Source organism: Enterobacter sp. HSTU-ASh6 (assembly GCF_026319105.1).
Lineage (GTDB): Bacteria > Pseudomonadota > Gammaproteobacteria > Enterobacterales > Enterobacteriaceae > Enterobacter > Enterobacter sichuanensis.
In genome coordinates this window covers 26,252-51,806 of record NZ_WSPD01000002.1, presented here as the reverse complement: position 1 = coordinate 51,806, position 25,555 = coordinate 26,252, and the positions used below count along the sequence as shown (strand labels likewise).

The following is a 25,555-nucleotide window of genomic DNA, read 5'->3' as shown; positions in this document are numbered from 1 at the left end:
TCCCTGATTGCGGGCCCGGCATTGATTTCCGGGCCAGATGTTCATGGCTCTGCTTATTTCATCGGTGATGACAAAATTTTCTAAAAAATTTTATCGAGGTCGTGCTTATAGGCATTCACCCCCTGCTGAATATCCCCTTTCACCTTCTGAATAATGGTGATCAGCTTTTTGGCATAGGCCGGATCGGTGGCGTAGCCGCCCGCCTGCAGCGCTTTCGCCCCCTGCTCCGGCGAGCCGGATTGCACCACGCCGCGATAGCGCGGGTTGTGGGTCAGCAGCTTCGCGTAGTCCGCCAGCGCATGTTCGTAGGAGTCGTAGACGCGGAAGGCGGCTTTCACCTTCTGCTTCACGCCGTTGATGTATTCGGTGGTGGTGATTTCGGTGGTTTTACCCTGCCAGTCGCCCGTCGCTTTGATCCCGAACAGGTTATGACTCGGGCGGCCGTCGGCGGCCGGAATTTCGCGTTTGCCCCAGCCGGATTCCAGCGCCGCCTGGGCGAGGATCAGGTGCGGGTGCAGCCCGCTCTGCTGCGCGGCCGCCTGGGCCGGGCGCAGCAGACGGGCGATAAACGGATGCGCCCCGTCCGCCGGTTTGGCGAACGACACCGGCGCAGGCAGGCGCAGTGGGCCGGTTGCGGGCGTGGCGGAAAGCCCAGGCCGCAGGAGATCGCGCCCCGGCCTGCTCACCACCGGCTCATCGCTCTCTCCGCCCAGCTGGCGGACGATAAGATCGGCAAAGCCGAGCTGACCACTCCCGGCAATATTCTGCGCGACCTGCTGATCGTGCATGGCGGTGTACATCTCGGCGGACTGGCTGTTGAGCAGGTCATCCTTGAAGGTGGCATCGCGCATGCTCTTCATCATCATCTGCACGAAGATCCCTTCCATCTGCTTCGCCGCCGCCTTCAGCGCGCCGGGCGACTGCCGCCCGGCCTCCCGTTTCAGCGTGTCCAGCGAGCGGACGTCAAAGGCGGGTTGATCGAGCTTGTCAAAGGTGTTCATCAGTTCACCTCCAGCTTCGCCCGCAGACAGCCGGCGTTTTTCATCGCCTGCAGAACCGACATCAGCTCGTTTGGCGTCGCGCCCAGGCTGTTGAGGGCGCGGATCACCGCGTTCAGATCGGTACTGCTGCGCACGTGCTGCAGCGAACCGCCGCTGTCGCGCACGGAGATATCGGTCTGCGGCACCACCACCGTCTCGCCGCCGCCAAACGGCGTATCGGGCTGGCTGATGATGTTGTTCTGCATCACCTCCACCGTCAGCGACCCGTGGGCCACCGCGCAGGAATCCAGCGACACGTGGCGGTTCATCACCACCGAGCCGGTGCGTGAGTTAACAATCACCTTCGCATCCTGGACGTTCACCCGCAGCGGGATGTCCTGAATGTTGGCGAGAAAGCGCACGCGGGACGGGCCGTCCGGCGGCGCGAAGAGGCGTACGGTGCGGGCATCTTCCGGGATCGCCGCCCCGCCGCTGTAGCGCTGGTTAATGGCGTCGCTGATCTGCTGCGCCAGCGAGAAATCGCTCTCGTTGAGCTGCAGGCGCACGATGTTCTGGGTAGCAAAGTCGTTCGGCACCTCGCGCTCCACGGTGGCCCCGCCGCTGATGCGCCCGCCGTTAAGCTGGTTCACCTGCACGCGGCTGCCGCCCGCCTGCGCGCCTGCGCCGGAGATCAGGATATTGCCCTGAGCGATAGCGTAGATCTGGTTATCCGCCCCTTTCAGCGGGGTCATCAGCAGCGTACCGCCGCGCAGGCTTTTGGCGTTCCCCACCGAGGAGACCACAATGTCCAGCTTGTCACCGGGACGGGCAAACGGCGGCAGCTCGGCGGTGACCATCACCGCGGCGATGTTTTTCAGCTGCATATTGGTCCCCGCCGGAACGGTGATCCCGAGCTGCGAGAGCATGTTATTCAGGCTCTGGCCGGTGAACGGGGCCTGCATGGTCTGGTCACCGGTCCCGTCAAGGCCGACAATAAGCCCGTAGCCCATCAGGGAGTTGGACCGCACGCCCTGCACCGTCGCCAGATCGCGGATACGCTCAGCGTTCGCCAGCTTCGGCACGCCCAGCATCATGCCGTAGAGCAGAATGCTGAGAAAAAACAGAATAGATTCTTTTTTCATGGTCATATCAGAATGGAGAAAGGTTCAGGAACAGGCGCTGCAGCCAGCCCATGTTCTGCGCTTCGTTGATGTAGCCGTTGCCGACGTACTCGATGCGGGCGTCTGCCACCTGGGTGGAAGGCACCGTGTTGCTGCCGCTGATAAAGCGCGGGTTCACCACGCCGGAGAAGCGGATAAATTCAGTGCCCTGGTTAATGGCGATCTGCTTTTCACCCACGACCCGCAGGTTGCCGTTAGGCAACAGCTCGTTAACGGTCACGGTGATGGTGCCGGTAAAGGTGTTGCGCGCCGCGGCGCCGCCTTTACCGGAAAAATCATTTGACCCTTCGGCTTTGAAATCCGCTTTGCCGTCGCCAAGCCAGCTGCCGGCGGCGGTCGGCACGGCAAGCAGCTCCATACCGGCCGATCCATTACGGTTGGCACTGGCGGAGGAGCTCTTGCTGGCGCTCACGTTCTCCTGCAGCAGGATGGTCAGCGTGTCACCCACGTTACGCGGGCGACGGTCTTCGAACATCGGCTGATAGCCGTAGTTCATGGCCTGCCCGGCCTGAAACAGTGAGCCGCCGGTGGCCGCCGGTGCCATCGGTAATGGTGTTGCCGTCGTCGGCCCCTCGACGAGAGGCTTTTGCATGATGTGCGCGCAGCCGCCGAGCAGCAGCGTGCCTGCCAGCAGCGCCGCCGCCGGGATGTGTTGAGAAAGTTTATTCATTTCAGTGTCGATAAAATGTCTGGCCGCGCGCGCGGCCAGAGAGAGGATTACAGCTGGGAAAGCCGCTGCAGCATCTGGTCGGATGCTGAGACCGCTTTACTGTTGATTTCGTAGGCGCGCTGCACCTGAATCATGGTCACCAGCTCTTCCGCCACGTTGACGTTGGAGATCTCCACGTAGCTCTGCTTCAGGGTGCCCGCGCTCTCCATCCCCGGGTTGAGCTCGTTCGGCGCGCCGGAGGACTGGGTCTCTTTGTAGAGATTACCGCCGATGCTTTCGAGCCCCGAATTGTTGACGAAGGTGGTCAGCGTCAGCTGGCCAATCTGCTGCTCTTCCGCCTGCCCCGGCACCTTGACGCTGACGATCCCGTCACTGCCGATGTTGAGCTTCGTGGCATCCTGCGGGATGACGATCCCCGGCTGGATCGGGTAGCCTTCGGCATTCACCAGCTGGCCGTCCGCGTTTTTCGAGAAATGACCGTCGCGGGTGTAGGCGGTGCTGCCATCCGGCATCTGCACCTGGAAGAAGCCTTCCCCTTCGATCGCCACATCGTACTCGTCGCCGGTCTGGTTCATTCCGCCCTGAGTGTGCACCCGCTGGGTGGAGACCGGACGCACGCCGGTCCCCAGCTGCAGGCCGCTCGGCAGGGTGTTCTGCTCGCTCGCCTGGGCGCCAGGCTGGCGCATGTTCTGGTAGAGCAGATCCTGAAACACGGCGCGCTGACGCTTGAAGCCGTTGGTGTTGACGTTCGCCAGGTTGTTGGAGATGACGTCCATATTGAGCTGCTGTGCTTCCAGCCCGGTTTTTGCGATCCATAAGGAACGAATCATAGTGACTCCTTGCGCGGCCTTAGCTCACGCTTAATAGCTGGTTGGCCTTCTGGGCGTTTTCGTCGGCGGTGCGGATCACCTTCATGTTCATGTCGAAGCCGCGCGAGTTGGCGATCATTTGCGTCATGGCCTGCACCGGGCTGACGTTGCTGCCCTCGATGGCTTCCGGGGTCAGGCGCAGGGTTTCGTCCTGCGCCAGCGGGTTGCCGCCCGCGGTGCGGAACAGCCCGTCGTCGCCGTGCACCATCTCGTTCATGTCGGCATTGACCAGCTTGAGACGGCCCACCGGCACCAGTGCCGTCGGGTCATCGCCCATGCCGAGCGCCGACACGATGCCGTCGCTGCCGATGGTGATGTGGGACTGCGGCGGTACCTCCAGCGGCCCGCCGTCGCCCATCAGCGGACGGCCGTTGACGCTGAGCGCCCCGTCCTGATCCACCTCGATAGCGCCGTTACGGGTATAGCCTTCGCTGCCGTCGTCCAGCGCCACCGCCAGCCAGCCGTTCTGCGGCAGCGCCACGTCGAGACTGCGGCCGGTATGGGTGATCGGCCCCATGGTGGTATCGTGAAACGGCGTCGACTCCGCTACCAGCGCACGGGTGCGCAGGGTTTCCCCTTCGATGGGGACCGAGCGAAACGCCGCCAGCTGGGCGCGAAAGCCCGCGGTAGAACTGTTCGCCAGATTGTTTGAGGTGACCGCCTGGCGGTTGAGCGCCGCGTTGGCGGCACTCATGGCGGTATAGATAGCGCGATCCATCGTTCAGCCTTAACGCAGGTTAACCAGCGTCTGCAGCACTTCAGACTGGGTTTTGATGGTTTGCGAGTTGGACTGGTAGTTACGCTGATAGACGATCATGTTGACCATCTCTCCGCCCAGATCCACGTTGGAGGTCTCCAGCATGCCGCCGTTGATGGTGCCGAAGCTGCCGCTGCCGGAGGTACCGAGGAACGGCTGGCCGGACTGTCCGGTCTCCGCCCACAGGTTGTTGCCCTGCTGTGCCAGGCCACCGACGTTGGCAAAGTCCGCGAGCACCACCTGCGCGACGGTCTGACGTTTGCCGTTGCTGTAGATGGCGATCACTTCCCCGGCGTCACTGACTTCGTAGGCGTTAAATTTGCCTGGCGGCTGACCATCGATTTCACCCTTCATGACCTGAGTGTCGGTTGAAAACTGTGTCAGAGCGCCCAGATCCAGCGTGAATGACAGAGCAGCAGCCCCGCCATAAGCATCCCCTTTAACGGTGCCAGTGGCGGGGTTAAGGAGCTTACCGTGTTTATCAAATTCAAGATCAATCGGAGTAAATTTAGTCTCATCCCCACCTTCTGGCGAAGTCGAATCCTGGGCGAACGCCTTCCATTTACCGTCGCCGTCATTGACGAAATAGACTTTAATAGCGTGCCTGTTACCAAGGCTGTCGTAAGCTTCCACCTCGTTAACGTAGTTGTAAGTTTCAGGTTTGGTGGCATCGAATTTCCCTGAGTCGAGAACTTCAGAATCCGACTTCAGGTTACCCGTCAGTGAAGCTTTGGTCGTTGCTGACGGCGGTATGTCCTCCGTCGGAATACGGATTGGCCCGACCTGCGCGCCGGGGTTAATCACCCCGTTCGTCGCCTGGTAGCCGGTTAAAAACAATCCGTTGGTTTTGTTCGTGATGTAGCCATTTTCGTCCTGCTCAAACTGGCCGTTACGCCCGTAGAACACGCTGCCTGCATCATCCACCATGCGGAAAAAGCCACGGCCATTGATCATCATATCCAGGGCAGAACCGCCCGTCGCTGGCCCTCCCTGGCCAAAGTTCTGATCGACACTGGCCACCTGCACCCCCATCCCCGTCGAACCGGCAAAGATATCGGCGAAGGAGACCGAACCTGCTTTAAAACCTATCGTCTGGGAGTTGGCGATGTTGTTACCCACCACGTCCAGCGCTTTTGCCGCGGCGCTCAGACCGCTAAGACCTTGTGAAAAACCCATAATTTAGTTCCAGAAGTAATGATTATTTTTGAATGACAAACACTTTGCCCATGCCGATCGGATCGTGATTCAGCAGATGCAGAATCGGGCCGCTCGGATCCATGGTGACGCCCTGCACCTGGTCCTGAACCAGGCCAAACACCTCCGGGTTCTCCCCTTCAGGGTTGCTGGCCTCAAAGGAGAGGGTGTATTCGCGATCGCGCGGCGGCCCCGGCTCCGGCTTGAAGTTTTCCAGGTCGTCGAGGTTGAAGGTATTCATCCCCTTCTTGACGTTCTTCAGCTCGGCGGTGTAGGCCTTGTCGCCGTCGTGGAGGGTGACGGTGACCGTTTCGGCGTCGTCCGACAGCGCGAAGTGGAAGTCGTCCGAATTGCCTGGGATCTCCACGCCCTCCTGCATGATGCCGATCCCCGGTTCGCCAAATGAAACCTTTGCCTCGCCTTCAATCAGCACGCTGCGCCCGACCCAGGCGGAGGCGCTCATGCTGCCGAGCTGGATCATCATCGCCTGGACGCCCGCCACGGAGCTGTTGAGCTTCTCCACGCCTGCGGCCATGTTGAACTGCGCCAGCTGCGAGGTGAGCTGGTTGTTATCCATCGGGTTGGTGGGGTCCTGGTTTTTCATCTGCGCCACCAGCAGGGTCATAAACTGGTTCGACAGATCCGCCGCGCTGTTGCCCGTACCGGTGCCGCCCGTGCCGCTGTTGTTGTTAATCGAAGAGACCGCCATATGCGTCCTTACTGACCAAGAGTTAATGTTTTCAGCATCAGGCTTTTGGCGGAGTTCATCACCTCCACGTTGGCCTGGTAGCTGCGGGAGGCGGAGATGGTGTTGACCATCTCGTTCATCACGTTGACGTTGGGCATACGCACATAGCCCTGCTCATCCGCCAGCGGATTGCCCGGTTCATAGACCAGGCGATCCGGGGCGCTGCTTTCCACCACGTCGCTGACCTGCACGCCGCCAATATCCTGGCCGACGGCGTTGTCGACCTCGAACACCACCTGACGGGCGCGGTACGGCTGACCGTCCGGCCCCGCCACGCTGTCGGCGTTGGCCATATTGCTGGCGCTGACGTTAAGACGGCGGGACTGGGCCGCCATCGCCGAACCTGAAATATCAAATACGCTAAAGAGCGACATCGCTAATTACCCCTGACTGAGCACAGTCATCATTTTCTTAATATCCGCGCCAAGGAACGTCAGTCCCGACTGATATTTCACGGCGTTATCCGCAAAATTGACGCGCTCACGATCCATATCCACCGTATTGCCATCGGCACTCGGCTGATCCGGAATGCGATACAACAGCTGAGCCTCGTCAAACGGCATCGCTTTGCCTTTAATATGTCGGTTTGACGTTAACGCCAGCGATACGGGTGATTTCGCCAGGGTGTTATTTTCCATGGCCGCTTTTAGCTGTTGAGGAAAATCAATATCCCGCGCCTGGTAGCCAGGGGTGTCGGCATTCGCAATATTCGAAGCCAAAATATCCTGACGGCGCGACAGCAAACCTAACGCCTGCTGTTGAAAGCGAAAGGCGTCATCAAGTTTATTCATGACAACAGGACTCCTGTCTCGCGTTATTTAAACTGCGATAGTGTAGACAGCGCAGGTGAAATATCACACTGCGAAGACCCGACAGAAATAAGCCTATTTAGGGAAATCGAAATAATGAAAAGAGCGATAAAAAAATGAAGAAGATAAATGCCGTCAGAAGTGTCATTATTTAAGGCAATAAAAGCCTTGCCACTGCGTATATAATTTCGCCACGTTTTATAAATTAAATACCGTATTAAGGCAATAAGATGAAGCTCCGATTATTCAGCGCGGCGATGGCCGTTTTGCTCTGCTCTGCTTCTGCTGGTGCCAGCGTTCCGTCTGACCAGACGGCGAAGCAGCGCCTGCTGCTCAAGCTGGATGCCCTGATCCAACAGCCGGAGAGCAACGGCGAGGTGGTGCGCACCGTGGCCCTGCTCGCCACGCCTGCTCAGCTGGCCGCCGTGTGTGAGAACCCGGAGCTGAGCCTGGTGGGGCGCGACAGCCGTCTCACCGGCAAGCGTACCGTGCTGGCCCAGTGCGGCGCGCGTCGTCATTTCCTGCCGGTGCGCATCAGCGCCCAGGGCACCTGGTGGGTAGCCACCCAGAGCCTGCCCGGCGGGGCCATTGTGCAGCGCAGCGATATCGAACCGGTTACCGGCAGCCTCGATAACCAGCCCGGTGGCTTGATCTTTAACGCGGACCAGATCATCGGTCAGCGCCTGACCCGCGCCATCGACGCCGGTAAACCGCTGCTGGAAAACCAGCTGCGCCAGCAGTGGCGGCTGCGTGCCGGGCAGACGGTGGATCTGGTCACCGCCGGGTCGGGCTTTCGGATCCGCAGCCAGGGTAAAGCGCTGAACAACGCCGCAGTGGATGACGTGCTGAAGGTGAAAACCGCTGGCGGGCGCACCGTCAGCGGGAAAGTGGCGGCCGACGGTCAGGTGATGATTATTTCTCAATAATAAATTTTAGCTTTTCTGAGAATCACCGAAGAAAGAAGTATTGAGCACTTAAATTCGATTGCGAGGACCACCATGAGCATCAACAGCAGCCAGACCACCGCGCCGATCGCGAAGATCGCCCCGACACAGGATCTGCGCACCCGTACGCAGCCGCAGGAGAACGAGGTGGCGGCCACGCGCAGCGAAAAGCGTGACAACACTAACGTCACCCTGAGCGAGCTGACCAAAAAGATCCAGACCGACGACAGCCGCGACGTGGACCACGCCCGCGTCGCCGAACTGCGCGCCGCGCTGTCGGCCGGTACCCTGCGCATTGAGCCGGAGAAGATTGCTCAGGCGATGGTGCAGGACATGTTTTCGTTTTAACCCTTTACAGGCCCCTTATGGACAAGCTTTACCCGATACTCACACAAATGAAGACCTCTCTGGATGAGCTGGAGGCGATCATGATTGAAGAGGTGAATCAGCTCAACCGCGCCCAGATCAACCCGGTGTCGCTGCAGGTGCTGGCGGATAATAAAAATCAGCTGCTGACGACCCTGCAGTATTACGACGACATGCGCCGTCAGCAGGAGCAAACCTCCGGCACCGAAGCCCCCTACCCGGGGCTTGGCAAGCTGTTCGCCAGCTGGCAGCAGGTGCATGAAAAGGTGCGCAGCACCAAAGCGCTGAATCAGCAGGTGGAATCCCTGCTGCAAAGCCATATGAAGAAAAACCAGCATATTCAGAAAGCAATCGACCACGTCGGGCACGCCAGTACGCTTTACGGCCCGGCGGGTGAATCCAGCCAGTTGCCTTCGGGCCGTAAATACAACATCAGCATCTGATCTTATCTGTCTGCGTTGTCCTCTTTTGCCCGCCTCTGGTGGGCTTTTTTTTGCCCCCACCCCTCACCCTGGCCCTCTCCCCAAAGGGGAGAGGGTAAAAAGCAGACCTGCGCTGTCATCACAAACCGTACCCAACAGCCCCCTCGCCCCAAAGGGGAGAGGGTAAAAAGCAGACCTGCGCTGCCATCACAAACCGCACCCAACAGTCCCCTCGCCCCTCTGGGGAGAGGGTTAGGGTGAGGGGGGCCGGGTAGGCCGGATAAGCGCAGCGCCACCCGGCAATCAGAAAGGAAATTAAACAGAGGTGTAGGCTTTCGCCATCGTACGGCTTTTACGCATGCCGGAGAGTTCGGTGCTGATGGCGGTGAGACGCCCCTGAATGGCGCGCGTGAGAAGGGCATCGTGCTCAAGCAGGGTTGCCAGTTGGGTACTGACCTGCGGCTTGTTGTGCTGCGCCAGCTGGGTTAAATCGATGTCACACAGCGTTCTCATCCCCATGGTATAGGCCACGGACTCGTCAAGAAACACATCCCATTCGCCGGCATCGGCCTGCTGGCGCAGCTTTTTGTTGCTAATCAGCAGCTGTTCAATCAGCTCAATCACATCGTTATCCATGCTTCACCTGCTTCTGCTGTGGGGCGATGGCCTGCCAGGTTTCCAGCATCCCCGTCATCAGGGCGATGAGGTGCGGCAGTTTCTCGCCGGATTTAGTGAGATTGGCCTCCAGCAGCGTGCGCGAAATATATTCGTACAGGCTCTCCAGCTCCTCGGCGATTTTCCCGCCCTTCTCGTGGTCAAGACCGGCGCGCAGGCCGTTGTCGATAATGTTGATGGCGCGGGAGATCATCTCCCCGCGACGGGCGATATTGCCGGACTGGAAGTAGATGTCCGCCCGCTTCATGGCGTTAATCGCCCCGTCGTACAGCAGGACGATCAGCTGGTGCGGCGTCGCGCCGCTAATCTGGCTGTCGAGTGAGACAGCGGTGTAGGCACTGTTGCCCGTTTTGGTGTACATCGTCAAATCCTGCCGGGCAGCAGCCTGCCCGGAGTGGTAAAAATTAAATTAACCCTGCCAGCGACTGCTGCAGCCGGTTGCTCATGCTGGTCATATCGCTCATCGCCTTATCCAGACGCTGGAACTCTTTCTCTTTACGCAGCATGGCTTCGTCGATGCGTTTTTGCACCGCTGTGATTTGCTTGCCAACGCGTTTTTCCTGCTCGCGCAGGGACTCCAGCGTGGTTTCAATCACGCCGTCCTTTTTCGCCACGGCGTCCTTATCGCCAAGATAGGTGTTAAAGATGCCCTCCATGCGGTCTTTAATCCCCTCCTGGCCCCCTTTGCCGAGGAACAGCGCCTCGACCTCTTTCGGGTTGTCCTTCAGGGCGGCATCGAGCTTTTTGCTGTCGATAGTCAGGGTGCCGAGCGTACCGCTGCGATCATCACCGGTTTTGCCATCGAAGGTGACGGTGATGCCGAGACGGCCAAGGGAGGTGATCACATCCCCGGCATCACGGTACTCGCCACTTACGGTCGCCTTCAGTTGGCTGGTCAGGCGGCGCAGGTTGCCGTCGCTGAACAGCGCGCCGTTGTTGGTGTCGGGCAGCGGGATTTCGCCCTCCCCGAGCTTGTCGCGATCGGGGGGCGTGTATTTGGTGGCGCTGGCAGCGGTGCTGAGGTAGCTGTTGTAGTTTTTAACGAACTCCTCGATAAGAGATTTCACCTTTGAGGTGTCTTCGGTGATGGTGAGGGATTCGGTTTTGTAAGGAGGCGGATTGGCTGGATCCGCATCAGGATCTTTCTCCGACACTTCGCGAAGCTCAAGCGTGACGCTGGTGATCAGATCTTTAATGGTGTTAGAGCTGCGCTCAACCCTGTCGCCGTTGAGCCAGACAACCGCATTCTGGGGTTTAGTGACGTCAGTGGCCGCTTTAAACGCATTCTGGACCTCGGAATCCCCCGTTACCGTTATCTTCATCTGACCGTCTTCACCGGTTTTTTTCGAGGTCAGGACAAGCTTGTGCTCCCCCTCTTTCACCGTCACGACTTCAGCAGCAACATCACCTTTCTGCGCATTAATTTTTTGGGCAATATCATCAAGGGATGTCTCGTCTGGCTTGAGTTCCACCACCAGCGGTTTGTCACTGCCTTCCATCTCGATGGTGACGGTGGCGGCGCTCTTACCAATATCCTTATCCCGCGAATTCTGGGTCACCCCCAGCTGATGCGCTTTCGCCAGCTGCTCCACGGCCATGGAGTAACTGTTCGGGATTGCCCCTTTCCCCGCCGTGGCCTTAAAGGTTTTGTTATCGCTAACGCTGACGCCGTTAAAACCCTCATCCTCAAGCTTGCCAAGATTGTCTTTCAGGGTGCTCAGCGCGCTGGAAATAGAGCCCCATGCGGAAATTTGTCCGTTATAGGTTTTCTGTTTTTGCAGATAGGGATTCAACTTTTGTGAACTGGCCTCGCGCTCTTTCGCCAGCCATTCGTCAAACGGTAAACCCGAGCCCACGCCTAAAAAATTGGTTGATACCATAATGATGCTTCCTGTTGTAAAGGGATGACCTGTTACGTTTCTATCGGGGAATAAAGAAGGAAGTTTAATTTTTCATATATGCGTGAACAACGCGCAGGGACATGGATAACAGAGATGTGCGTTTATTGGTTAATTGTTTTTTGCTATCCGGGCAATTGACCTCATATTTGAAGTCATTTTTACCAATGACAAAAAAATCGAAAAAAATAATTTAGTGATTTTCATTCCCCCCGATGAATTCAGTATGCGACGCAATTAACGCATATCTCACATTTCGTTATTACTTAGAAGGATATAACAATGGCACAGGTCATTAATACCAACGCACTGAGCCTGATGGCGCAGAACAACCTGAACAAATCCCAGACCTCTCTGGGTACCGCGATTCAGCGCCTCTCTTCCGGTATGCGTATCAACAGCGCAAAAGACGATGCGGCAGGCCTGGCGATTTCTAACCGCTTTACTTCTTCTATCCGCGGCATGACCCAGGCGGCACGTAACGCCAACGACGGTATCTCCCTCGCGCAGACCACCGAAGGCGCGCTGGAAGAAGTCACCGAAAACATGCAGCGTATCCGCGAGCTGACCGTACAGGCGAAAAACGGCACCAACTCCGCCAGCGACCTCGACTCCATCAAAAAAGAGATCGGCACCCGTCTGGAAGAGATTGGCCGTGTAGCTGAAACCACCAACTTCAACGGCGTAAAAGTCTTTGACGGATCAAAAGAGAAAATCACCATTCAGATCGGTGATAAAGACGCAGACACCATCGATATCAACCTGAGCAAGCTGGATATGGAAACCCTGGGTCTGGACGAGTTCATGGCTGACTTCGCAGGCATTGGTATTACGGTGAGTGGCGCTGGTATTACAGCAGCGAGCCAGTTTGAAGGTAAGGGAACCGACGCACCGGCTGATACTTTATTTGCTGCCGAAAAAATTGGCGTTAATGATCCAAATGTTGCGGGTAAAAGCTATAAATTGATTGCCGCCGACCGTGATGAAATGATTACTGCCGCGACAGGCGTTACCGGCAATGCCGGTGATAAAAAGGTTCTCTCATATGAAGACAAAGATACGGGTTTAACACGTTTCTTTGTGGCAAACGACAAGACCGGCGAGGCGCAGGAAGTCAATATTTCATTCACAGTTGTGGACGATGGCGCTACTCCCCCAGTCTATTCAATTGAAAAAGATACTATTACTGCAGGTGACGTGCTGAATGATGCTGATACCGACATGCTGCTGAACGGTCCGACGAAGCTGGGCACCGCCACGCGCGTTAAAGCCGGTGATACCATTAATTCCAATGGCTCCGACATTACTCTTGATAAGGACATGCTGGAAGCCATTTCAAACGACGTGTTTGGTGAAGACATTGCAACCTCTGGTATGCGCATGTTCTCAGTTGAAGGCGCTGATCCAAATACTTTCTATGCCATCAACAAAGCAGGCGAAGTGAAAGTATTCGAACTGGAAGCTGATGGGTCAGTGACTGCTGGCAGTGTTGCCGATGCTCGAAATGCTGACGCTGATCAAATTGCAAAAGAATCCAGCCGTATTGCTTCGGAAGATCTGCTGGAGCGACTGGATGATGCCCTGACCACCGTTGCAGACTTCCGTGCCGACCTGGGTGCCGTTCAGAACCGCTTCAGCTCCATTATTGCGAACCTGAACACCAACATCATCAACACCACCGAAGCGCGCTCCCGTATTCAGGACGCTGACTTCTCCGTGGAAGTGTCTGCCATGAGCCGCGCAAACATCCTGCAGCAGGCAGGTGTCTCCGTACTGGCCCAGGCCAACCAGGTTCCGCAGAACGTGCTGTCCCTGCTGCGTTAATCTGGACAAAACCACCTTACATTGTCATTACGCGCGTGCCTCACGCGCGGTTTGCCCTCCTCCCCGGAGGGCTTTTTTGTTTTGTGCGCAGTCAACATTGCCCGGCGGCGCTGCGCTTGCACGGGCCTACAAGGATCAACGAAAACGTAGGCCGGGTCAGGCGAAGCCGCCACCCGGCTTGGTTTTAAGCACGCAGATAAGGTTCCTTCACAAACTCCGCCAGCAGAAACACCATGTCGTGCAGCAATCCGGTCAGCACCTCATTCACCTCCTGCGGCAGCGTATTCCCCAGAATCCCCTTCGCCAGCGCACGGGCATAGGTAACCGGGGTGATTGTCTCCTGCCAGCAGTGCGGCATGCACGACGGGGCGGCGTCACCGGCAATCAGTTGTTCAATCAGATGCGGCGGCAGCTCGTCGTCACACAGGCGCTCCAGCGCCTCCAGGGCATGCAACAGACGCCCGCAGAGGGCTTGGCGTTCGCTCACGCTCTGCGTTTCGACCAGCGCGCTGGCAAACGCGGCGCAGAGATCGGCGACGTCAAACAGATCGGTAGAGGCCGGAAGGTGTAAGGCGATGAGTTGTTCGGTAAAGCTAACGTGGGATGCATCAGTGAGAGTGGACAGAAGAGTCATATGAAAGCCTCCGGGGAGATGAGAAATGAGTCACAAGGGAGCCAACCCGCAGGCCGCTCCGGTATCACCTTGTATCTTCAGGTTCTCACGCCCGGCTGCGGTGGTTGCCGCAACGCAGGCACTTTACGATGTGATGAAAAGAAACAACAGGGTAAATCACGGATTACATAAGGTTACTTGTGGGATTGCGAGGCGCCTCCCAGATTTGCGCCGGGGGGAGCGTCCCCTCACCCTAACCCTCTCCCCAAAGGGGCGAGGGGACCGTTCGGTGCGGTCTTTATTACAGGCACAGGTCTGCTTTTCCTCCTTTCCCTTATAAAGTGAACGGAATAACCTCCACAGCCGTATGTTCCCCCTCACCCCAACCCTCTCCCAAAGGGAGAGGGAGCCGTCCATGCAGGCATATTTATGAGTGAAATTAAACCTTAAACCGATTCACCACACTTTCCAGCTGTTGCGCCTGCTCCTCCATCGCCTTCGCCGCCGACGAGACTTCCGCCACCAGCGCCGCATTCTGCTGGGTCGCGCCTTCCAGCTGGCACACCGCCACGTTCACCTGGGCGATACCCACGCTCTGCTCGCGGCTGGCGGTTTTCACCTCCTCCATCAGGGCTGATACCTCGCTCACGGAGGTCACCAGCGCGTTCATGGTCTCCCCCGCCTCCTGCACCAGGCTACTGCCCTCCTGCACGCCCGCGACCGCGTCGTTAATCAGCTCGCGGATCTCCCGGGCAGAGCTGGAGGCCCGCAGCGCCAGATTACGCACTTCCGTCGCCACCACGGCGAACCCGCGCCCCTGCTCGCCCGCACGCGCCGCTTCCACCGCCGCGTTCAGCGCCAGAATGTTGGTCTGGTAGGCAATGCCGTCAATCACCCCCACGATATCCGCCACCCGGAGGGATGAAGATTCAATATGGCGCATTTTCTCCACTGCCGAGGTCATCAGCCCGGCGCCGCGCTGCGCTACCGCTGCGGCGTCGGTCGCCAGCCGGTCAGCGTGTTCCGCGTTATCGGCGTTATTCGCCACCGTGCCCGCAATCTCCTCCATCGAGGCCGCCGTCTGGGTCAGGGAGGCGGACTGCTCTTCGGTGCGCGAGGACAGCGACACGTTGCCTTCGGCAATCTGGTGCGAAGCGGCGGCAATGGTGCGGGTGCTGGCTGCCACCTGCTGTAACAGTCCCTGCAGATAACTCATAAAGGCGTTAACGTTGCGGGCGATGGCGTTCAGCTCCTGGCTGCTGCTCTCCGGCAGGCGACGGGTCAAATCCGCCCCGCCTGCGGACAGGGTGGCCAGGCGATCGCTCACCGTATGCAGGTTACGCATCACCGCGCGGATGGTCAGCACCAGCACCACGCCCAGCAGCAGTAACAGCGGGATCTGCACCATCCCCAGACGCGTCAGGATATCGCGGGTCTGCTGGCTCAGCAGGCTGCTGCGGGTATCTGTCGCCACAAACCACGGGCTGCCCTTGATGGGATAAACAAAAATGGTGTGTTCCCCATCCTGCGCCTGATAGGTTCGCTCCAGCGGCGTCTCTTTCGCCTGCGCCAGCATCGCCTGAAGGATGGCGATTTCATGGCCCGGCAGTTCGCTGATATTTTTCAGCGGCGGCGTCTCGTCTGTTGCGCGGCTGTAGCCGACAATTTTGCCATTGGCCTCCACAATCAACACGCCGCCTTCAATGGGCTCCGCCATCTTGCGGGCCAGCGCGTTAAAGAAACCGAGCGTCAGATCAAGGGTTGCCACGCCCCACAGCTGGCCGTGGCGATAAACCGGCATTGCGCAGTTGGTCCGCGGCTGCGGGCTGGCCGCGTCGATATAAGCCTCCGCCCACGCGCACTGGCCTTTTGCCGCGCGCGATCCGGCTTTAAACCACGACTGCTCCCAGTAGGCCGGTGCGTTGGCATCGTTCCAGGTGCTGTTCAGGCGCAGCCGGTTCTCCCGGTCCCGGGTAAAGAAGGTGCTGTGACGGTCAATACCCGCCTCGCGCATGCCGGGAAGCGGCCAGACGCCACCGCCGAAAAGCGCACTGTCACCGTTCTGGTTAATCAGGGCTGGCAGCAGGTTGTCTATCTGTGCGCTCTCCAGCAGGGAGACGGTTTCGGTCAGGCTGCGCTGTTGCGCCTGTACGCGTGACATTTGCGTGGTGATGGCTGCCGCCTGCTCACCAATCTGAGAATGGACGCGCTGATACTCGGTTTTAAGCAACGACGGCGCCACATGCTGCAGCACCACCCACACGGTGATGCCCGTCAGCAATAAAAAGAAAGCAGAAACCAGCAGGATGATTCTGCTCTGGGTTGATGTAAACATAATGATGAACTCGAAAATGAGGGTGAACGTCGTGGTAAGGAAGCTAGCTCCGAACCCGCTGCATAAGGGTGTTGGCTACGGTACAGACCTCCTCAATCAGCACGCTGTTATTCTGCGTGACCGACGCGGCGCCGCTCTGCCCCTGCATCATCGCATCGTCAATCAGCGCCCGAAGCTCCTTCGAGGAGCGGGCGCAGCGGCTCGCCAGGTTGCGCGACTCCACGGCAAAAATCCCCTCTTCATTATGCAGGGAGTAGCTGTAGGCGCGGCTTGCCAGCTGAACCAGCGCCCCGCTGCTGTCGGCAATCTGCAGGGCAGCATCATGCAAGGCCTTCATGGCCATAATCACGCCGGTAGCGCTGTCGCCGAGCGTCGCCAGCAGGTTGGCGCTCGCCTCCGGGACCTGCAGCAGCCGTTCATTCTCCTGGGCAATGACGGTGGCCGCCCGGGCGATGGCATTCACCTGCTCGCCCACCTCATGCATCAGCGGCGGCAGATGCGCCCCCTGCCCGGTTTGCAGCTGCGAGGGTAGCTCTTCATTGAGTCGGGAAAGGTGCAGGTTCAGGCTGCGGAGCAGCGTCAGGGTCGAGACCAGCAGCAGCGCGGCCAGCGGCCATGGCTTGTGCAGCAGAATGCCAGGGCGCTCGCCCATGCGGCGGGTAGGAACATCAATGGCCAGCAGCCACGGCGTGTCGGCGAGGGGAACCACCATCAGGGTGTGCTCGCCGCTGGCGCTGCGAAAACGGGTGTGGCGCAGCCCTTCCCCGGACTGGGCCAGCAGGGCGCGCAGCGGGACCGCCATGGGGAGATCGGCATCGTTGAGCGATTGCACCGTGGGCGCACCGGCGGCATCGGCAATGATGCGCCCGGTGTTTTCCACAATCCAGGCCCGGCCGCCAAGCCGCTCTCCCGTCTCTTTCACCAGGGCATTGAAAAACTGACGGCTGTTGCCGGTCTCCTCCGGGAGATCGGTCTCCCCCGGCGCCGCTTTGTCGAGGGCAAAGCTTTTCAGGGTGACCACGCTTTCGGTCATCGAGCGCTGCTGCGCTTCTACACGGTCGAGCTGTTCACGCAGCTGAATGGCCAGGGCATCCACCTGCGAACGCAGGCGCTGCCCCTCCGTGCGGATAAACCACGGCATGACGCCCGCCTGCACCAGAATAATTAAGGTAATAAAAATAACGACCAGTATGACAATAAAAACCATGACAGCGCCTGTTGTTTATTCTGGCAGCACAATGCTGCCGCTACAGGGCTATTTTATTATGCGGGGGGCTGGAAATATGCTCTTCAAACCGCTGATAACCGCGCACTTCTGTTATCGCTCAATAAAAACAATCCGCCGGACATTATCCCAGCGTCTGACCAGCCAGCCATCGAGGCTCCAGAAGGTTCCCCCCCATGTCACCGGCAGCAGGCAAAGGACCATATACAGCGTCTCGGGCAGATAAAACAGCCAGCTGAGCCAGGCAATCAGGTTCAGACCACGCGGAATGGTGTAGATACCGATGGTGATCAGCGCCACAGTGCTGATGACCATCAGTACCAGCGCGCTCACGCGGCTGAATAACCCCAGGGTTAACAGCAGGCCCATGCTGCATTCGAGGAACGCCACCACCACGGCCATGACGTCCGGGAAAGGGATCCCCGCGTCATACATGGTGTCCACCATCAGCAACTGGTTCTCGGTAACAAATAATTTATTAAACCCTGCGGTAAAGAAAAATACCCCCAGCACCAGACGGCAGAGAAACACCGGAAACATGGCCGGCATATCGGTGGTATGCAATAAACGCTTCAGAGAGAACATCGGTCATCCTTGTAAAGAAAATAAATACTGTGTAATAAATTCAATAACATCTGTTTACGCAGTATAAATTCGCCGCTCTCGTTCGCAACCGCTCCCGCCCCCTTCCCGACACAATTAATAAAAATATACAGATTAAAAAAGATTAATTCTGAATGATGACAGCGTCTCATTATCAACGCCGTACAGACGCCCCCTTCGGCAGTAAAAAGGTAACCGATTGGTTTTAATATGATTAAAGTAAAACGTTATTAAGCACCACGTTTAATGTGGTTAATAACGCTCCGATTAATAACCTTAATTCCGTTAAGGCTGTTATTACGCAGTGGTTGCAAAAATATGACGTAAGACATAAAAAGCATGTCGCTCTGGCCTTCGGCTCGCCATAACATGTATTCCTTACTATTAATTACAATAGCCAGAAGCGATACCTAATACACCAGAAGAATCAAATAACTATGCTAAACCCTATCGCGATTGGAACGTCAGTAACGCTGGATTTACAGACCCGCGTACTTGCCCGGACGGATACGCAGGAGACGGTCACCCTTCCCCAAAGCGCGTGTCTGTGCCTTGCCGCACTGGTGGAGGCCCAGGGGGAGGTGCTTTCCCAGGAACAGCTGATGGAGATCGGCTGGCGCAGCGCAGGCGTGGAAGTGACCGACAACAGCGTCCGGGTGATGATCACCAAGCTGCGTCGCGCGTTCGCCCAGTTGGATCTGCAGGAAGCCATCACCCTGATCGCCGTGACCCGCAGCGGCTATCGTCTGCTCGTGCGCGAGGCCAGCGGTGAACTGCCGCCTCAGCCGCAAACCGCGCCCCTGCCCGCGCAGGAAGAACCGGCCGCGCCTGACGTGCCGCCGGTGGCGGCGCACGCCCCTGCGCGCCGCTATGCCCTGAAGCAGAAGATCTGCGTCACCCTGAGTGGCGTGCTGGTGGGGCTGGTGATTGCCCTGCTGCTGCGCGGGATCGTCGATTTTAGCCCCCAGCCGGTCCACTTTGTGCGCTGGAATGGCCCCGGCGTGCCGCCCGGCACCCAGGTGATGGTGCAGCAGGATAAACAGACGCAGCGCGCCCTGATTGAATCCACGCTGCAAACCTATACCCGTCACGTGCTGGATCGTCGCCCCAATGAGAAACCGGCTGCGGTGCTGTACGTCACCACCGGCTCAGAAAAAATGAGCCAGTTCCAGGGACTTATTGCCTGCCAACAACCCTTTAAGGATTCAGGGAATGACTGCGAATCGTTCTATTTTCGCCTTTATTAAATCCCCGCTCAGCCTGCTGTTTGTGGGCGGGATGGTCGTCGGGCTGGGCGGCATGGCGCTGTTCGGACTGCGGAACGCGACGTTCGCGTCGCAGTGTGTCGCCCCCACCTCCTACTACGTGATTGAGGACGACAACAATGCGACGCTGGCGCGGGGCATCTACCGCTCCTACCGCGATGGCCTGTTCAGCGGGCATACCACCTATATCGGCAGCATCACCCATTTTAAAGACGGCAAGCGTGACGGGCTGCCGAAGGCTGTTAACCGGGAAGTGCGCTACGATGTGGAGCTGTCGGGCAAACGGATCCATCTGACCGTGACCAGCCAGCACCGCAAGCTGGGCGGCCAGACCACGGATGAAGATGTGACCGACTATATCTTCCCGCAAATTAAGCCGGGTGAAGTGGCGACCAGCACCATCTACCTGCTGGACGACAAGGTGCTGGCCTCCGGCTCGGAAACCGTCGCCCGCATCGCCTGCATGCACTGAGGGGACTACACCAGCGCCTGAATCAGCCCGGCCAGCAGGTCAAAGCCGGTGGCCATCAGGCGCTCAAAGAACGGGGCCAGCGTTTCGGCAATCAGGAACAGCGCCAGCATGCCGAAGGTCAGCGTCAGCGGGAAGCCAATCACGAAGATGGAGAGCTGCGGCGTCAGACGGTTTAACAGCCCGAGGATAAAGTTGATGCACAGCAGCAGGGCAATCACCGGCAGCCCCAGCATCAGCCCCTGACTGAAGATCAGCCCCGCGTGGGTGACCAGATAGATAAACCCGCCCGCATGCAGCGGCGTGGCGTCAACCGGCAGGGTCTGGAAGGTGTCAGCCAGCAGCGCCAGCAGCCAGAGATGGCCGTTAAAAGCGAGAAACAGCAGCATCACCAGCAGGTTGAGAAAACGCGAGATCACCGGGCTGTTCCCGGCGCCGGGGTCAAAGAAGGTGGCAAACGACAGCCCCATCTGCATGCCGATGATTTCACCGGACATGCGCACGGCGGCGAACAGCAGCTGCAGCGTCAGCCCCATCGCCGCACCGATAATCACCTGTTTCGCCAGCACCCAAATCCCTTCCCAGGAGTAGAGCCCTACCCCGGCGTCGGGCAGCGTTCCGCCGATGAGGATCGCCGTCAGCAGCGCCAGACCGGCGCGCAGTCGGGCACTGACGGCCTTCTCGCTGAAGACCGGCGCAACGTGCAGCAGCGCCGCAATACGCACCATAATGAAAAAGTAGTGGCTGACCAGCCCGTAGAGCTGGTCGAGGGGAAGTCCAAAGGCCATCAGCCGATCACATACGGGATGCTGGCGAACACCGCGCGGGTATATTCAATAAAGATTTTCATCATCCACGGGCCCAGCGCCACCGCGACGCCGACAATCATCAGGATTTTCGGGATGAAGGTCATGGTCATTTCGTTGACCTGCGTGGCGGCCTGCAAAATACTGATAATCAGACCGGTGACCAGGGCGGCCACCAGCAGCGGGGCAGAGATCATCAGCCCGACCTTGATGGCCTGCATGCCGATCACCATTACGCTTTCGGGGGTCATGGGGCTCTCCTAACTGTAAAAGCTCTGGGCCAGCGAACCCACCAGCAGCTGCCAGCCATCCACCAGCACGAACAGCATCAGCTTGAACGGCAGGGCAATGGTGGTCGGCGGCACCATCATCATCCCCAGCGCCATCAGAATGCTCGCCACCACCAGATCGATGATCAGGAACGGGATAAAAATGGTAAAGCCGATCTGGAACGCGGTTTTCAGCTCGCTGGTGATAAACGCCGGGATCAGAATGCTGAGCGGCACCTCCTGCGGCGTGGCAACGTCCGGCGTTTTCGCGATACGGGCAAACATTGCCAGATCGCTTTCGCGGGTCTGGTCGAGCATGAACGCGCGCAGCGGCTTCACCCCTTCCGTCAGGGCCACTTCCATGGTGATTTTGTTTTCCTGCAGCGGCTGCCAGGCTTTTTCGTAGATCTGGCTGAACACCGGCGACATCACAAAGAAGGTCAAAAACAGCGACAGCCCCACCAGCACCTGGTTGGGTGGCGCGGTGGGCGTACCCAGCGCGTTACGCAGCAGCCCCAGCACAATGATGATGCGGGTAAACCCGGTCATCATCAGCAGGACCGCGGGAATAAAGGTAAAGCCGCTCAGCAGCAGCAGGGTTTGCACCGGCAGCGTCCAGCCCCCTTCTCCGGAGGGCTGGCCGAGGGTGATATCCCCGTTGGCCGCCAGCGCACCGGCGGCAGGCAGCATCAGGGCGAATGCCAGCAGCAGGCGATTCACTGTTCACCTCCCGGACGGTATTTCTGACGCAGCTTCTCCAGCATCAGCGGGAACGTCGCCGCGGGCGCACTGGCCTGCGGGGCGTTTTCCGGACGCGGCTGGGTGGCGAGGCAGGTAATCTGCGAGGCGGTAACCCCCAGCACCAGACGCTGGTCGCCAACGTCAACCAGCACCAGGCGCTCGCGCGGCCCCAGCGACTGGGTCGCCACCAGGGTCATGTTGCCCTGGGCGTCGTTGAGCCGACGCGCCAGCCCGCTGCGGCGGGCGGCCCAGGTCAGCACCACCAGCAGCAGGAGGATCAACGCCAGCGCGCCGCTGACCGTCATCAGTATGGACCCGGTAGCCGGAAGGGAATCGGTGGCGTTCATCAGCGGCTCAGACGATGCATGCGCTCGGACGGGGTAATGATGTCCGTGATGCGGATACCGAATTTATCGGACACTACTACCACTTCCCCCTGCGCAATCAGGTAACCGTTGATCAGGATATCCAGCGGCTCCCCCGCCAGACCGTCCAGCGCCACCACTGAGCCCTGGCTTAAGCGCAGCAGCTCCTTGATGGTCATTTTGGTGCGTCCCAGCTCCACGGTCATTTTTACCGGGATATCGAGGATCAGGTTCATCTCGTCAGAAAATGGTGATGACGCCATGGAGTCGGTCATTCCCGCCGCGTGCTGTTCGGTCATTGCCTCACCCCAAAGATTATCGATGGACTGATCGTCAGAACCCGATGAGGTGTTCATATCGCTCATGGGGAAATTACTCCTTGTTTAATGAAAGTAATGAAGGCTGAATCATCTGCTCGACCTTCAGGGCATATTGATTGTTAACGGCACCGTAGCGGGCCGTGAAGACCGGTACGCCGCCGACGCTGGCCTCGATAAACTCCTGCTTATCCAGCGCGATGATGTCGCCTTTTTTCATCTGCATCACGCGGGACAGACGGGTGCCGATATCGGCGAAACGCGCCGTGAGCTCCAGCTCGGTTTCCCGCATCTGGCTTGCCAGCAGGCCGCGCCAGTGGGAGTCCTCATGACGGGAGTTGTCCATTGGCGGGTTACTCAGCAGCTCGCGCAGCGGCTCGATGGTGCTGAAGGGAATACAGATGTTGAACTCCCCGCGGTGCGAACCGATCTCCACCGAAAACGGCGTGGTCACCACCACGTCGTTCGGCGACGAGGTGATGTTGGTGAACTTCACCTGGATTTCGGAGCGGATGTACTCCGTTTTGATTTTGTAGATCGAACTCCAGGCGAACTCGTACGCCTCGCGCGCCATCGACAGCATGCGGTGGATCACGCGCTGCTCGGTGGGCGTAAACTCGCGGCCGTCGGCTTTGGTCGGGAAACGCCCGTCGCCGCCGAACAGGTTATCCACGGCCATAAACACCAGCCCCGGCGAGAAGGCCATCAGCGAGGTGCCGCGCAGCGGGTTAAGGTGCAGCAGGTTCAGGTTTGTCGGCACCGGCAGGTTGCGGGCAAACTCGTGATACGGCTGGATCTTAATGTTCCCCGCCGTAATATCCGGGCTACGGCGCAGCAGGTTAAACAGCCCCATGCGGAACTGACGGGCAAAACGTTCGTTAATGATCTCCAGCGAATGCAGACGTTCGCGGATCACCCGGCGCTGGGTATGCGGATCGTAGGGTTTAACCCCCGGGTCTGCCCCATTGTTCTGACGATCGCTGTTGCTCTCCACATCGGCATTGAGCAAACGGTCGATCTCATCCTGAGATAAAAAGCTGTCAGCCATAATAATTACCGCAGAATAAATTCGTTAATAAGCACGTCAGTGACGCGAATGGACTGGTTAAATGCCAGCGGTTTCGTCAGCTCGCGCTGAATATTACTCATCAGGCGACGTTTCCCCTCATCCGACGATAATTCCTCATAGGTCTGGTGAGTGAGCAACATAAATAAGCGGCTGCGATATTCCGGCAAATATTTTTCCAGGACGGTGAGCGACTGCTGATCGGCCAGACGAATAGAAAGCCCCAGATAGAGCACACGATCCGATTCGTTCGCCGTCGGCTTCAGGCTGACGGTGAAGGTATTCATTGAGGCGTAAAGCGGTTCAACCGGAACCACCGCAGGCGCAATGTCGACGCCGCCTTCTGCGATAACGGTTGCCGGTTTGGCAAACTTCATCTCCCAGAACAGGTAGCCGGAAACGCCGCACGCCGCAACGGCAGTCAAAAACATGAACATCATCAGAAGCGAGCGAGACCCTCCGCCACTGGCGACCTTTTTATTTTTATTACTCATTGAACGTACACCTGATAAATAAGAGAGGGCAGCGTGCTACCCTCGTGTCAATATGGCGGACATTGTAGTCCATTTAATCATCCTGATAATCAGGCGATAAAATTTCATTCCTGAAGCTAATTCGCCACTTCAGGCAAAGGTATTAATTCCGTAGATATTTCCGGGAGTGGTGGTTAATAACGTGGGTACACTCTCCTCCTCCGGCGCGTGTTCTTCCGCCTCCTGCGCGGCATGCTCGTCGCCTGCGGCGCGTTCGCCCTGCTCACCGGCGGCAAACGACTGCCCTTCCGCGCTGACGCTGGACTGACCCAGCTGAATGCCGGATTCCGCCATCGCGGCGCGCAGCTGCGGCATTGCCTGCTCCATGACGTGGCGAATGTGCGCATGCTCGCTGACGATATGGATCTGCGCCTGATCCTGCTGCACGCGCAGGGAGATCTGCAGCGACCCCAGCTCTTCCGGGTGCAGACGGATCTCCGCGCTGTGCAGCCCGTTGCGGCTAAAGACCGCGATATGCTGGCTGACCGACTGTTTCCACTCCGGCGTTTCCGGCGGATGGTTAACGGTGACCACCTGCTGCGGGGCATGGGCGACGCTGGTGCGTACGGCGGCAGGCAGCGCCACGGCGTTTACCGTTGGCGTCGCGGGCATCTCGGTGGTGACCAGCGCCTCGCTGCTAACCGGTGCGGGCGTTGCCGACGTCGCCGCCAGCGGCGCGGCAGCGGCCAGTGGGGCGGCAGCGGCCAGTGGGGTTTTATCCCCGCTCATCATCAACGGTGCTGCGGTTTTGCCCTCCGGCGTCGCGTTTTTTTCGCCCGGTACGCCTTTCACCGGTACCTCCCCGGTGACGCTGCGGGTCACCAGCTGCTGCAGCTGCCACTGGGGGCTCTCGTCCCCTTCACCGTCGGTCAGCGCGATGCCCTGCAACGCCTCTGCCAGCGCGGGCATCGCCGTCAGCGGCCTCCCCTCGTCATCAAGGACAGCTGCGTCGTCAGCTAGCTTGCCCGGCAGTAATCCGGCGGGTAAGGCGGCCTCCGGCAGCGCGGCCAGCATCTGCGGGTCAAGGCCCGGGAAAAGCTGCGCCAGCTCGGCCAGCTTGTCATCCAGCGCCAGGCTGAAGTTCTCGTCAGCGAGCAGCCCGGCCTTCGGTTTGCCCGGTGCCCCGCTGCCCAACAGCAGGGTGGCAATATCAATGTTCATAGCCTTTCTCTCTTTTGTCCGGCACGCTGGGCAAATTCATCCATCAGCTTCTGTTCGTGTCGGCTTTGAACCAGCGCCTGCGCCGTCTCCCGGCGGGCAATCAGGGTTTCAAAGGCGTTCAGACGCTGCTTGTTTTGCACCCAGTTCTGCTTCACCTTGTCGACCGCCTGTTCACAGGCGTTAACGTGGCCTTCCTGCTGCTTGACGACCTGCTTCAGCGATAAAATAAACGACTGATGGTTCACCAGATCCGCCACCGACATGCCGCCACCCATCATCCCCTGACGCAGGGACTGCTGGTACTCCTGCTCGTAGTGCTGCAGCTGTTCGTGCTGGGTGAGCGCCTGCTGAAGCTGCTGCTGCGCGCCGCCCAGCGCGCGGGTGGTCTCCGTCAGCGTCTCTTCGGCCATATCGCGCAGCAGCGTCATGGGGTTTTTTACCTTCATCGCG

At 58.7% G+C, this 25,555-nt stretch carries 31 protein-coding genes; 6 read left to right on the top strand and 25 right to left on the bottom strand.

Annotated features, from left to right (window positions below; translation table 11 throughout):
* Positions 1 to 80: 80 nt before the first annotated feature.
* The 9 genes from flgJ to flgB are packed head-to-tail and all read right to left on the bottom strand — an operon-like array spanning position 81 to position 7,190.
* Positions 81 to 1,001: a flagellar assembly peptidoglycan hydrolase FlgJ gene (flgJ, locus tag GM298_RS02480; RefSeq protein WP_266153520.1), complete on the bottom strand. Its 921-nt coding sequence runs from the start codon at positions 999 to 1,001 to the stop codon at positions 81 to 83.
* Positions 1,001 to 2,128, bottom strand: a complete 1,128-nt coding sequence (locus GM298_RS02475) for a flagellar basal body P-ring protein FlgI (protein WP_025759758.1) — start codon at positions 2,126 to 2,128, stop codon at positions 1,001 to 1,003. Before GM298_RS02475 ends, flgJ begins: the two co-directional genes overlap by 1 nt.
* 1 nt (position 2,129) lies before the next feature.
* Positions 2,130 to 2,831, bottom strand: a complete 702-nt coding sequence (locus GM298_RS02470; protein WP_259566655.1) for a flagellar basal body L-ring protein FlgH — start codon at positions 2,829 to 2,831, stop codon at positions 2,130 to 2,132.
* Between the two features lie 47 nt (positions 2,832 to 2,878).
* Positions 2,879 to 3,661 (bottom strand): flagellar basal-body rod protein FlgG, encoded by a 783-nt coding sequence (gene flgG, locus GM298_RS02465; RefSeq protein WP_025759761.1) that lies wholly within the window; start codon positions 3,659 to 3,661, stop codon positions 2,879 to 2,881.
* Positions 3,662 to 3,680: 19 nt separating this feature from the next.
* A complete protein-coding gene (locus tag GM298_RS02460) occupies positions 3,681 to 4,418 on the bottom strand; it encodes a flagellar basal body rod protein FlgF (RefSeq protein WP_025759762.1) in 738 nt (245 codons plus the stop codon).
* Between the two features lie 9 nt (positions 4,419 to 4,427).
* The gene (gene flgE, locus GM298_RS02455) at positions 4,428 to 5,633 is read right to left on the bottom strand and encodes a flagellar hook protein FlgE (RefSeq protein WP_025759763.1); all 1,206 of its coding nucleotides are present in this window, start codon (positions 5,631 to 5,633) and stop codon (positions 4,428 to 4,430) included.
* A 22-nt stretch (positions 5,634 to 5,655) separates the two neighbouring features.
* The gene (locus GM298_RS02450; protein WP_025759764.1) at positions 5,656 to 6,360 is read right to left on the bottom strand and encodes a flagellar hook assembly protein FlgD; all 705 of its coding nucleotides are present in this window, start codon (positions 6,358 to 6,360) and stop codon (positions 5,656 to 5,658) included.
* 8 nt (positions 6,361 to 6,368) lie between these two features.
* Positions 6,369 to 6,773, bottom strand: a complete 405-nt coding sequence (gene flgC / locus GM298_RS02445) for a flagellar basal body rod protein FlgC (protein WP_025759765.1) — start codon at positions 6,771 to 6,773, stop codon at positions 6,369 to 6,371.
* Between the two features lie 6 nt (positions 6,774 to 6,779).
* On the bottom strand, positions 6,780 to 7,190 hold the full coding sequence (gene flgB / locus GM298_RS02440; protein WP_266153519.1) for a flagellar basal body rod protein FlgB: 411 nt from the start codon (positions 7,188 to 7,190) through the stop codon (positions 6,780 to 6,782).
* A gap of 248 nt (positions 7,191 to 7,438) precedes the next feature.
* On the opposite strand from flgB, the gene flgA reads away from it, so the two are divergent.
* From flgA to GM298_RS02425, 3 genes are all read left to right on the top strand, one after another.
* Positions 7,439 to 8,134: a flagellar basal body P-ring formation chaperone FlgA gene (gene flgA, locus GM298_RS02435; protein ID WP_025759767.1), complete on the top strand. Its 696-nt coding sequence runs from the start codon at positions 7,439 to 7,441 to the stop codon at positions 8,132 to 8,134.
* A 72-nt stretch (positions 8,135 to 8,206) separates the two neighbouring features.
* Positions 8,207 to 8,500: a flagellar biosynthesis anti-sigma factor FlgM gene (gene flgM / locus GM298_RS02430; RefSeq protein ID WP_262783439.1), complete on the top strand. Its 294-nt coding sequence runs from the start codon at positions 8,207 to 8,209 to the stop codon at positions 8,498 to 8,500.
* A gap of 17 nt (positions 8,501 to 8,517) precedes the next feature.
* Positions 8,518 to 8,961: a flagella synthesis protein FlgN gene (locus tag GM298_RS02425; RefSeq protein WP_266153518.1), complete on the top strand. Its 444-nt coding sequence runs from the start codon at positions 8,518 to 8,520 to the stop codon at positions 8,959 to 8,961.
* 294 nt (positions 8,962 to 9,255) lie between these two features.
* On the opposite strand, the gene fliT is transcribed toward GM298_RS02425, so the two are convergent.
* The 3 genes from fliT to fliD are packed head-to-tail and all read right to left on the bottom strand — an operon-like array spanning position 9,256 to position 11,495.
* Entirely contained in the window at positions 9,256 to 9,576 is a 321-nt protein-coding gene (gene fliT / locus GM298_RS02420; protein WP_266153517.1) for a flagellar protein FliT, read from the bottom strand.
* Positions 9,569 to 9,976, bottom strand: coding sequence for a flagellar export chaperone FliS (gene fliS / locus GM298_RS02415; RefSeq protein ID WP_025758634.1), 408 nt, complete (start codon positions 9,974 to 9,976; stop codon positions 9,569 to 9,571). The genes fliT and fliS overlap by 8 nt, the downstream gene beginning before the upstream one ends.
* Positions 9,977 to 10,019: 43 nt before the next feature.
* The gene (gene fliD / locus GM298_RS02410) at positions 10,020 to 11,495 is read right to left on the bottom strand and encodes a flagellar filament capping protein FliD (RefSeq protein WP_266153516.1); all 1,476 of its coding nucleotides are present in this window, start codon (positions 11,493 to 11,495) and stop codon (positions 10,020 to 10,022) included.
* Between the two features lie 300 nt (positions 11,496 to 11,795).
* Between fliD and GM298_RS02405 the strand changes: the two genes are divergently transcribed.
* Positions 11,796 to 13,337 (top strand): flagellin, encoded by a 1,542-nt coding sequence (locus GM298_RS02405; protein ID WP_266153515.1) that lies wholly within the window; start codon positions 11,796 to 11,798, stop codon positions 13,335 to 13,337.
* A 184-nt stretch (positions 13,338 to 13,521) separates the two neighbouring features.
* On the opposite strand, the gene GM298_RS02400 is transcribed toward GM298_RS02405, so the two are convergent.
* The 4 genes from GM298_RS02400 to GM298_RS02385 all read right to left on the bottom strand — a co-directional run bounded on the left by GM298_RS02400 (position 13,522) and on the right by GM298_RS02385 (position 18,095).
* On the bottom strand, positions 13,522 to 13,971 hold the full coding sequence (locus GM298_RS02400; protein ID WP_266153514.1) for a hypothetical protein: 450 nt from the start codon (positions 13,969 to 13,971) through the stop codon (positions 13,522 to 13,524).
* 418 nt (positions 13,972 to 14,389) lie between these two features.
* Positions 14,390 to 16,285: a methyl-accepting chemotaxis protein gene (locus tag GM298_RS02395; protein ID WP_266153513.1), complete on the bottom strand. Its 1,896-nt coding sequence runs from the start codon at positions 16,283 to 16,285 to the stop codon at positions 14,390 to 14,392.
* 43 nt (positions 16,286 to 16,328) lie between these two features.
* Complete coding sequence (locus GM298_RS02390) at positions 16,329 to 17,492, bottom strand: methyl-accepting chemotaxis protein (RefSeq protein WP_025758639.1); 1,164 nt, start codon at positions 17,490 to 17,492, stop codon at positions 16,329 to 16,331.
* A 111-nt stretch (positions 17,493 to 17,603) separates the two neighbouring features.
* Positions 17,604 to 18,095: a DoxX family protein gene (locus GM298_RS02385; protein ID WP_259566633.1), complete on the bottom strand. Its 492-nt coding sequence runs from the start codon at positions 18,093 to 18,095 to the stop codon at positions 17,604 to 17,606.
* A 455-nt stretch (positions 18,096 to 18,550) separates the two neighbouring features.
* On the opposite strand from GM298_RS02385, the gene GM298_RS02380 reads away from it, so the two are divergent.
* Positions 18,551 to 19,360, top strand: a complete 810-nt coding sequence (locus GM298_RS02380) for a winged helix-turn-helix domain-containing protein (protein ID WP_252086664.1) — start codon at positions 18,551 to 18,553, stop codon at positions 19,358 to 19,360.
* Positions 19,326 to 19,850 (top strand): hypothetical protein, encoded by a 525-nt coding sequence (locus GM298_RS02375; RefSeq protein WP_025758642.1) that lies wholly within the window; start codon positions 19,326 to 19,328, stop codon positions 19,848 to 19,850. The genes GM298_RS02380 and GM298_RS02375 overlap by 35 nt, the downstream gene beginning before the upstream one ends.
* Before the next feature lie 5 nt (positions 19,851 to 19,855).
* Here GM298_RS02375 and fliR read toward each other — a convergent pair whose 3' ends face one another.
* The 9 genes from fliR to fliJ form a co-directional block, all read right to left on the bottom strand.
* Positions 19,856 to 20,635, bottom strand: a complete 780-nt coding sequence (fliR, locus tag GM298_RS02370) for a flagellar biosynthetic protein FliR (RefSeq protein ID WP_266153512.1) — start codon at positions 20,633 to 20,635, stop codon at positions 19,856 to 19,858.
* Entirely contained in the window at positions 20,635 to 20,904 is a 270-nt protein-coding gene (gene fliQ, locus GM298_RS02365) for a flagellar biosynthesis protein FliQ (protein WP_025758644.1), read from the bottom strand. Before fliQ ends, fliR begins: the two co-directional genes overlap by 1 nt.
* Before the next feature lie 9 nt (positions 20,905 to 20,913).
* Complete coding sequence (gene fliP / locus GM298_RS02360) at positions 20,914 to 21,612, bottom strand: flagellar type III secretion system pore protein FliP (protein WP_050597151.1); 699 nt, start codon at positions 21,610 to 21,612, stop codon at positions 20,914 to 20,916.
* 26 nt (positions 21,613 to 21,638) lie between these two features.
* Entirely contained in the window at positions 21,639 to 22,010 is a 372-nt protein-coding gene (gene fliO, locus GM298_RS02355) for a flagellar biosynthetic protein FliO (RefSeq protein WP_266153510.1), read from the bottom strand.
* Complete coding sequence (gene fliN / locus GM298_RS02350; protein WP_025758647.1) at positions 22,010 to 22,393, bottom strand: flagellar motor switch protein FliN; 384 nt, start codon at positions 22,391 to 22,393, stop codon at positions 22,010 to 22,012. The genes fliO and fliN overlap by 1 nt, the downstream gene beginning before the upstream one ends.
* 7 nt (positions 22,394 to 22,400) lie before the next feature.
* Complete coding sequence (gene fliM, locus GM298_RS02345; RefSeq protein ID WP_025758648.1) at positions 22,401 to 23,393, bottom strand: flagellar motor switch protein FliM; 993 nt, start codon at positions 23,391 to 23,393, stop codon at positions 22,401 to 22,403.
* 5 nt (positions 23,394 to 23,398) lie between these two features.
* A complete protein-coding gene (locus GM298_RS02340; RefSeq protein ID WP_025758649.1) occupies positions 23,399 to 23,905 on the bottom strand; it encodes a flagellar basal body-associated FliL family protein in 507 nt (168 codons plus the stop codon).
* A gap of 129 nt (positions 23,906 to 24,034) precedes the next feature.
* Entirely contained in the window at positions 24,035 to 25,105 is a 1,071-nt protein-coding gene (locus GM298_RS02335; protein ID WP_266153509.1) for a flagellar hook-length control protein FliK, read from the bottom strand.
* Positions 25,102 to 25,551 carry a flagellar export protein FliJ gene (gene fliJ, locus GM298_RS02330; RefSeq protein WP_032672560.1) on the bottom strand — a complete coding sequence of 150 codons (450 nt, stop codon included), beginning with the start codon at positions 25,549 to 25,551 and terminating at the stop codon, positions 25,102 to 25,104. The genes GM298_RS02335 and fliJ overlap by 4 nt, the downstream gene beginning before the upstream one ends.
* Positions 25,552 to 25,555: the final 4 nt, after the last annotated feature.